Genomic DNA, 7474 nt, shown 5'->3' on the forward strand with positions numbered 1-7474 from the left:
CGCTTTTTTTGTTACACTATAATGGCGATTAACAGGGGGACGGGAGGAAGACAATGCAAAAATCGAATACTTTTTATATATTCGATCGAGAAGATTGGAAATCTTTAAATACTGCCGAGAACTTCTCAATGACCGATGAAGAATTAGAAGCGTTGAGTGCCTTGAATGATAACGTTTCGCTTAAAGACGTACGTGAAATATATGTACCTCTCGCATCGATTTTAGACGTATTTATAAAAAGTTATAATAAAGAACAAGAGCAATTAAGAAAATTACTAAATACCCCACAAAAAAGAGCACCTTATATTATTGGTATTGCTGGGAGTGTAGCGGTTGGAAAAAGTACATTAGCGCGGTTACTCCAAACAATCCTTGCGCAATATTATAAAGATCAGCAGGTTGATTTGATCACAACGGATGGTTTTTTGTATCCTAATGAAATACTAGAAGAAAAAGGAATCATGAATCGAAAAGGATTTCCTGAAAGTTATGATATGCATCGATTGATTACTTTTATGGGGGATGTAAAAAGCGGAAAAGTTAAGGTGCAAGTCCCAAAATATTCACATAATATTTATGATATTGTACCTGGACAATTTCAGATGATTGACCAACCCGATATTTTGATCGTGGAAGGAATCAATACTTTGCAATTACCTGCCAATGAAAAAATTTATGCGAGTGATTTTTTTGATTTTAGTTTTTATGTAGATGCTGAACCGGAAAATGTCGAAAAATGGTACTTGCAGCGATTTGGAATTTTAGTCGATACGGCCTTTAAAGACCCAACGAATTATTATAACCGATTCACAGACATTGATCGGGTGGAAGCTTTTGATTTTGCACAGAGTGTGTGGAAAGAAGTAAATCTTAGAAATTTGGTTGACTATATTTTACCCACACGTTTTCGAGCAGATGCTATAATACATAAGACAACCGATCACTATATCGACCAAATCTTACTTCGTAAACACTAATGAAAGATTGAGTTACTCAATAAACTGGAGGTTTTTATAAAATGGATGAATTAGTCACAAAAAATGTACCGACACTAGCCGTCATTGATTTTGGAAGTCAGTTTAATCAAGTCATTGCGCGAAGAGTTCGTGAACTAGGCGTATATTCTGAATTGTTTCCATACAATGTTTCAATGGAGACTTTAAAAGAGAATAATGTTCAAGGGCTAATTTTTACAGGTGGCCCAAGACGAGTTTTACATGCGGATGCTTTTAAGGTAGATCCTGCGATATATGAACTAGGTTTACCTATTTTAGCGATTGATTATGGCGCACAATTAATGGTCGACCAACTTGGTGGAATGGTCAAAGAAGTTGAACATAGCGAAACAGAAGTTGCAACGCTAAACCTTTTAGAGACTGATAATTCCCTATTTAAAGGTTTAAATGCTGAAGAAAAAGTTTGGCAAAGTGTTAGCGATCAAATTGCAGCTTTACCTGAAGGATTTGAAGTGATAGCGAATGCAGACCATGATGAAAATGCCGTAATTTTCAATAAAGAAAAGAGCTTTTATGGGGTTCAATTCCATCCAGAAACGGGTCAGACGGAAAAAGGGAAACAACTTATCGAAAACTTCGTAAAAGATATTTGTGGGTTTGCAGGTGACTGGGATATGGGTCAATTCATCGACTTAGAAGTTGAGAAAATCCGCAAACAAGTGGGCGATAAAAAAGTCTTACTTGGGTTATCAGGAGGCGTAGATTCTTCTGTGACAGGTGTTTTACTAAACAAAGCCATTGGGGATCAGCTCGTCTGTATCTTTGTAGACCATGGCTTACTTCGTAAAAACGAAGCGGAACAAGTGATGGAAAACTTGTCTGGTAAATTTGGACTAAATATTGTGCATGTTGAAGCCCAAGACCGTTACCTTTCAAAACTAGTAGGTGTAAGTGATCCAGAAGAAAAACGAAAAGTCATCGGAAACGAATTTATCGAAGTCTTTAGTGATGAAGCCCGTAGATTGGATGGAGTAGAGTTCTTAGCTCAAGGAACTTTGTACACAGACATTATTGAAAGTGGTACAGAAACAGCTGAAACTATTAAATCTCACCATAATGTGGGAGGACTTCCTGAAGATTTAGAATTCGAATTAATTGAGCCAATGAATACATTGTTTAAAGATGAAGTTCGAGCATTAGGCGAAGAACTCGGTATGCCCGCCGATTTAGTATGGCGTCAACCTTTCCCAGGACCAGGATTGGGTGTCCGTGTATTAGGAGAAATCACTCGTGAAAAATTAGAAGTGGTTCGTGAAAGTGACGCCATTTTACGAGAAGAAATTAAAAATGCAGGACTTGAACGAGATATTTGGCAATACTTCACAGTATTACCAGGATTTAAAACAGTTGGTGTAACAGATGATAAACGAACTTATGACTACACCATTGGAATTCGTGCCATTAACTCAGTTGACGGAGTAACCGCTGATTGGGCAAGAATCCCATTAGACTTACTGGATAAAATTTCTAAACGAATTACAAATGAAGTGGACGGGATTAACCGCGTCGTGTATGATATCACCAGCAAGCCGCCAGCAACGGTAGAGTGGGAGTAGTTACAGGAGAGCTTCAAACCCTTATATAACAAGGGTTTGGAGCTTTTACTTTTTAAAAATTGCACTCTCATTGCACTATTTTAATTTTTTTATTCCTTATATAATCTACAGTAAATTGATTTTTAGGAGAAGAATCATAGTTTTGTTTTGCTTCTTTAAAGGTAATAACTCCATTTAACTTATTCGCTACTTCAAAATTACTGTTAGGATAAAGATGTCCATAAGTTCCTAATGTCGTTTGAATATCTTCATGTCCTAAACGGTCTTTAATGATAAGAGGATTTTCTCCCATACTGATTAATAATGAAGCGTGGGAGTGACGCAATCCGTGAATTGTGATTCTATGAACACCTGCCAATTTAGCATATCGGTCAATTGCATGAGCGAGAGTATGCTTCTGTGTAGGAATACCATTATAACTCATTACAAAGTTTGTTTTGATTAAGTTTTGCTGGATATTCTTCCATTCTGATAAGAAATTTAAAGTACCCTCATCTAATACAATACTGCGGACACTTGACTTTGTTTTCGGTTCAACAAAACGATAATTTGTTTGATTTTTATAGTAAAGATTTTTATTAATAGTCAGTACTCCTGAATCAAAATCAATATCTTCCCACTGGATGGCAGCAGCTTCACCAATTCTCATTCCTGTCATAAACAAGAACCATAGAGAAATAAAAAGAAAATGTTGGTAGTAATCTTCTTTATAAATCAAAGAAATTATCTTTTCAAATTCTTCTTTTGTCCAAAATTCTATCTTGGGTTTTTGTTTTTTTACATTACCTATAATTTTAGACGGGTTGGTTGTTGTAATACCTAGTACAATTGCTCTATCCATAGCAATGGAAAATAGCCCTTGAACCGCTCTTACATAGGAAGATTTGAGATTCTTTGATAGTTTCAATTGCCAATTCTGTACGTGAATTGGTTCAATATCAGAAACTGCCATTTTGTAAAAGTAAGGAAAATGCTTATTAACACTTGGTAAGCGATTCTCATAAGTTCTTAGTTTTACTTGCGTTTTATACCAAGGAAGAAATATTTCTAAAATGTAATCTTCAAACATCATTTTATCTTTAGTTTCGCTCAATTCTTCTGGTTTCATTAGAATTAGCTTTGAGTATTCTTCTCTTGCTTCTTTTTTAGTAGTGAAACCACTACGATATTTCTGTATCTTTTTTCCCGTGAAATCGTAACCTAAATTTGCACGAAAATAATATGTTCCATTCTTTGCTTTTTTAATTGGGTCTTTAGCCATAGTTTTTACTCCTTACCGTGCAAAAACTAATCAGACCTGTTTTCATTTGAAAACTTAATTCCAAGAATTTCTTCTACAGCTTCACGAGGGACTCTATCCAATTTTCTGGATTCATAGTAAGAATGTCCTTTAGTAATCATTAATTCTTTTGCTTTTTTTATAATATCAGCCGAAAAAGAAGTTCCATATCCTAGCTCAATCAAGTCTTTTTTAGTGATTGTTACCATAAATACTCCTTTCCATTATAGGCTAGGAAAAATCCAATATTCACCTATAATTATATCAAAGATTTTATAATAATGTAGTTATAAAAATAACCCGAGTAATCGAACAGCTTTAGCAAAGCTCACGGGAATTTTACCCCTGCATGGTTCTCATGTAGCCGCACCCATTGCCTGCGACGCTTTTAACGCTCGGACTGTGGCTATACGGGAGTATCATTATCACGATAAGAAAGTCATGGCTACAATCCTGCAAAAGATTGCTCACGGATCACTAACATGAACCGCTCGCTATCTTGATAGGTCATGGCGTATTAGTCCGTTGGCTTTTTTCTTATCGAAATGTATTCGATTACTTTATTAAGTTGTCAAAGAACTATGGCTCGTTAGCCTATCAAAACATACTGAAAAAGCAATATGTTTTGATTGAGTAACAAACCCTCTCTACTCGGGAAGCGTGGAACTTAATAGCACACTTCCACGAAAAGAGAGTGGGTATTATTTAATTTCAAATGCTAAAATCTTTGTAATCAATCTTGTTTCCATTCTTCCTCGTAAGACTTCATCAACGACCATACTTTGATGTCCGTATTCGTCTTTCATTAGGCGTAGGGAACGTTTAGCAATATAACCCTTATAATACTTTAGAATATGATTGAGTGCTTCTGTATCGCCATCTGTGGCCTTTACAATTAAGGAAAAAGGAATCATCTGATAAGCTTTTCTCATTTTATTCTTCCTCCATAAATTTCTTAATGTAATCTAGTCCGCTTGTCCTATGTCTATAAACTGTGGAGCGATTTAATTTCAATAATTCAGCAATTTCAGAATCACTCATGTCCATAAAATAATACATCAGTAGAATTTCACGTTTCCTTTCTGGCAACTCACGTAATGCTTCACTCAATAAGTCATGTTCTATACCTACGGTTATCCCATTGAGTGTACAAATTTGAAAATCCGTTGTCTCGTTTCTGTTATCTAGTGTGAAAAATTGACTGACAATATGATCTCCTACATCTGAAAATGAAATCTCATGTTTTGAAAGTCTGGAAAGATATTTATAATAATCTTTTCGTTCATCTTCCATAGCTCGTTTACAAATATAATCAAACTGATTCTCGATTGTGGTTTGGAAAGTAGATGGCTTCATAGCTTCTCACCCCCTTTCTTGTCGTAAAAGGAAGTGAGCTTGTATCTCTATCTCCCTTCACACTTAGTCCCGACAGGAAAGAGGGATTTGTTGCATAAATAGTTGAAAATCTTTGAAATAAATGATTTAACAACAAAAAAAGCACGTAAGCAGATTGATTTATCTGTTTACATGCTTTATTATTTCTTTCAATTTGACACGAAAATTCACGTTGATAGTTATATTTATCTATAAATGATAGATAATTGTTTTTAATAATAACACTAAGAAAGAATTGAAAATAATTAGTATATTTCATGGCAACTTAACCTCCAATAGTCGCCATTTAAATACTAATATCTTAAAGAAATTACTTTTCTATCAAAAGTTAGATAACATAAAAATGATGACTTTTAAACCGTCATTTTAAAGTAATTAATACTTTTTTTCATAAAAAGGCCTACTGAATTACATTTTTTATTACCAGTGGTAGTACTTTTATAATGATCTGTTAGCAAAAATTTGAGATTTAATAATAATATGGATATTTTTTTTCTTTTGATTTCTTTGGAACCCTTAATAATTAATTTTTCATCGATTTTCGTTCGTGAATACATGTTATAATAACTATAACTAATAACGTAACGTGACTGGCAAGAGATATTTTTAAAACAATGAATAGGTTTACACTTACTTTAGTTTTATGGAAATGAAAGATCATATCATATATAATCTAGAATAAAATTAACTAAAATAATTATTATCTAGATAAAAAATTTAGAAGCCAATGAAATCTATAAATAAACTAAATTAAGTTTATTTAATTAACAACTATGGATATAAAATAGGTACTAATCAAAATAGTGAGGAGGATATATTTGAATACATACGAACAAATTAATAAAGTGAAAAAAATACTTCGGAAACATTTAAAAAATAACCTTATTGGTACTTACATGTTTGGATCAGGAGTTGAGAGTGGACTAAAACCAAATAGTGATCTTGACTTTTTAGTCGTCGTATCTGAACCATTGACAGATCAAAGTAAAGAAATACTTATACAAAAAATTAGACCTATTTCAAAAAAAATAGGAGATAAAAGCAACTTACGATATATTGAATTAACAATTATTATTCAGCAAGAAATGGTACCGTGGAATCATCCTCCCAAACAAGAATTTATTTATGGAGAATGGTTACAAGAGCTTTATGAACAAGGATACATTCCTCAGAAGGAATTAAATTCAGATTTAACCATAATGCTTTACCAAGCAAAACGAAAAAATAAAAGAATATACGGAAATTATGACTTAGAGGAATTACTACCTGATATTCCATTTTCTGATGTGAGAAGAGCCATTATGGATTCGTCAGAGGAATTAATAGATAATTATCAGGATGATGAAACCAACTCTATATTAACTTTATGCCGTATGATTTTAACTATGGACACGGGTAAAATCATACCAAAAGATATTGCGGGAAATGCAGTGGCTGAATCTTCTCCATTAGAACATAGGGAGAGAATTTTGTTAGCAGTTCGTAGTTATCTTGGAGAGAATATTGAATGGACTAATGAAAATGTAAATTTAACTATAAACTATTTAAATAACAGATTAAAAAAATTATAAAAAAATTGAAAAAATGGTGGAAACACTTTTTTCAATTTTTTTGTTTTATTATTTAATATTTGGGAAATATTCATTCTAATTGGTGATCAGATTTTAGAAAACAATAAACCCTTGCATATGACGCGACGTAATATGTTTTAATAATGATAAGGAGGTTATACTATGACTGAAAAAATTTATTTTGTAGGAGAATTAGCTGAAATTTCAGGCACTACCATTAGAGCAATTCAATATTACGATAAAATAGGTTTATTAAAGGCGAATAGACAAGAAAGTAGCAAAAAAAGATACTATACTAAAAAAGACTTAATAAAACTTCAGCAGATATTATTTTACAAAAAGTTAGGTGTTCCTTTAAATATGAAGATTGTATAATGAAGTTAGTCACCTAAAATAAAAAAGTCATGTGAAATTCATGTTATATTGAATATACCACTAACCAATATAAGGAGAATTCACATGACCCAAAATAATACTAACACAAAACCACACAAAGGAACACACCTTACAAAAAGTGAAATGGATAAGATTGAAGGTTATAAGGCAGAAAATCGCTCAAATAGGGCGATTGCTCGTTTGCTTGGCCGTAGCCCTCAAACGATTAATAATGCGATTAAAAAAGGGTCGTTTACTCAAAAACGTAAACAGATACAGAAT

9 protein-coding genes are annotated in these 7474 nt (G+C 33.1%); 5 read left to right on the plus strand and 4 right to left on the minus strand.

Going from position 1 to position 7474, the window contains the following annotated elements; genetic code table 11:
* Nucleotides 1-53: 53 nt before the first annotated feature.
* A complete protein-coding gene (gene coaA, locus BUB96_RS06390; RefSeq protein ID WP_073297958.1) occupies nt 54-977 on the plus strand; it encodes a type I pantothenate kinase in 924 nt (307 codons plus the stop codon).
* 41 nt (nt 978-1018) lie between these two features.
* Nucleotides 1019-2572, plus strand: coding sequence for a glutamine-hydrolyzing GMP synthase (guaA, locus tag BUB96_RS06395; RefSeq protein ID WP_073297960.1), 1554 nt, complete (start codon nt 1019-1021; stop codon nt 2570-2572).
* A gap of 67 nt (nt 2573-2639) precedes the next feature.
* On the opposite strand, the gene BUB96_RS06400 is transcribed toward guaA, so the two are convergent.
* The 4 genes from BUB96_RS06400 to BUB96_RS06420 all read right to left on the minus strand — a co-directional run bounded on the left by BUB96_RS06400 (nt 2640) and on the right by BUB96_RS06420 (nt 5207).
* Nucleotides 2640-3833, minus strand: a complete 1194-nt coding sequence (locus BUB96_RS06400; protein WP_073297962.1) for a site-specific integrase — start codon at nt 3831-3833, stop codon at nt 2640-2642.
* Between the two features lie 26 nt (nt 3834-3859).
* Complete coding sequence (locus BUB96_RS06405; protein WP_073297964.1) at nt 3860-4060, minus strand: DUF3173 domain-containing protein; 201 nt, start codon at nt 4058-4060, stop codon at nt 3860-3862.
* 492 nt (nt 4061-4552) lie between these two features.
* Complete coding sequence (locus tag BUB96_RS06415) at nt 4553-4783, minus strand: helix-turn-helix domain-containing protein (RefSeq protein ID WP_073297966.1); 231 nt, start codon at nt 4781-4783, stop codon at nt 4553-4555.
* Nucleotide 4784: 1 nt separating this feature from the next.
* Nucleotides 4785-5207: an RNA polymerase sigma factor gene (locus BUB96_RS06420; protein ID WP_073297968.1), complete on the minus strand. Its 423-nt coding sequence runs from the start codon at nt 5205-5207 to the stop codon at nt 4785-4787.
* A gap of 857 nt (nt 5208-6064) precedes the next feature.
* Between BUB96_RS06420 and ant(9) the strand changes: the two genes are divergently transcribed.
* From ant(9) to BUB96_RS06435, 3 genes are all read left to right on the plus strand, one after another.
* Nucleotides 6065-6817, plus strand: a complete 753-nt coding sequence (ant(9), locus tag BUB96_RS06425) for an aminoglycoside nucleotidyltransferase ANT(9) (protein WP_063246869.1) — start codon at nt 6065-6067, stop codon at nt 6815-6817.
* A gap of 162 nt (nt 6818-6979) precedes the next feature.
* Nucleotides 6980-7192 (plus strand): MerR family transcriptional regulator, encoded by a 213-nt coding sequence (locus tag BUB96_RS06430; protein WP_073297970.1) that lies wholly within the window; start codon nt 6980-6982, stop codon nt 7190-7192.
* Nucleotides 7193-7276: 84 nt separating this feature from the next.
* The coding region (locus BUB96_RS06435; RefSeq protein WP_143274291.1) for a helix-turn-helix domain-containing protein at nt 7277-7474 on the plus strand (198 nt) is incomplete at its 3' end.

The sequence above is a fragment of the Atopostipes suicloacalis DSM 15692 genome, from assembly GCF_900129085.1.
Classification (GTDB): Bacteria; Bacillota; Bacilli; order Lactobacillales; family Carnobacteriaceae_A; genus Atopostipes; species Atopostipes suicloacalis.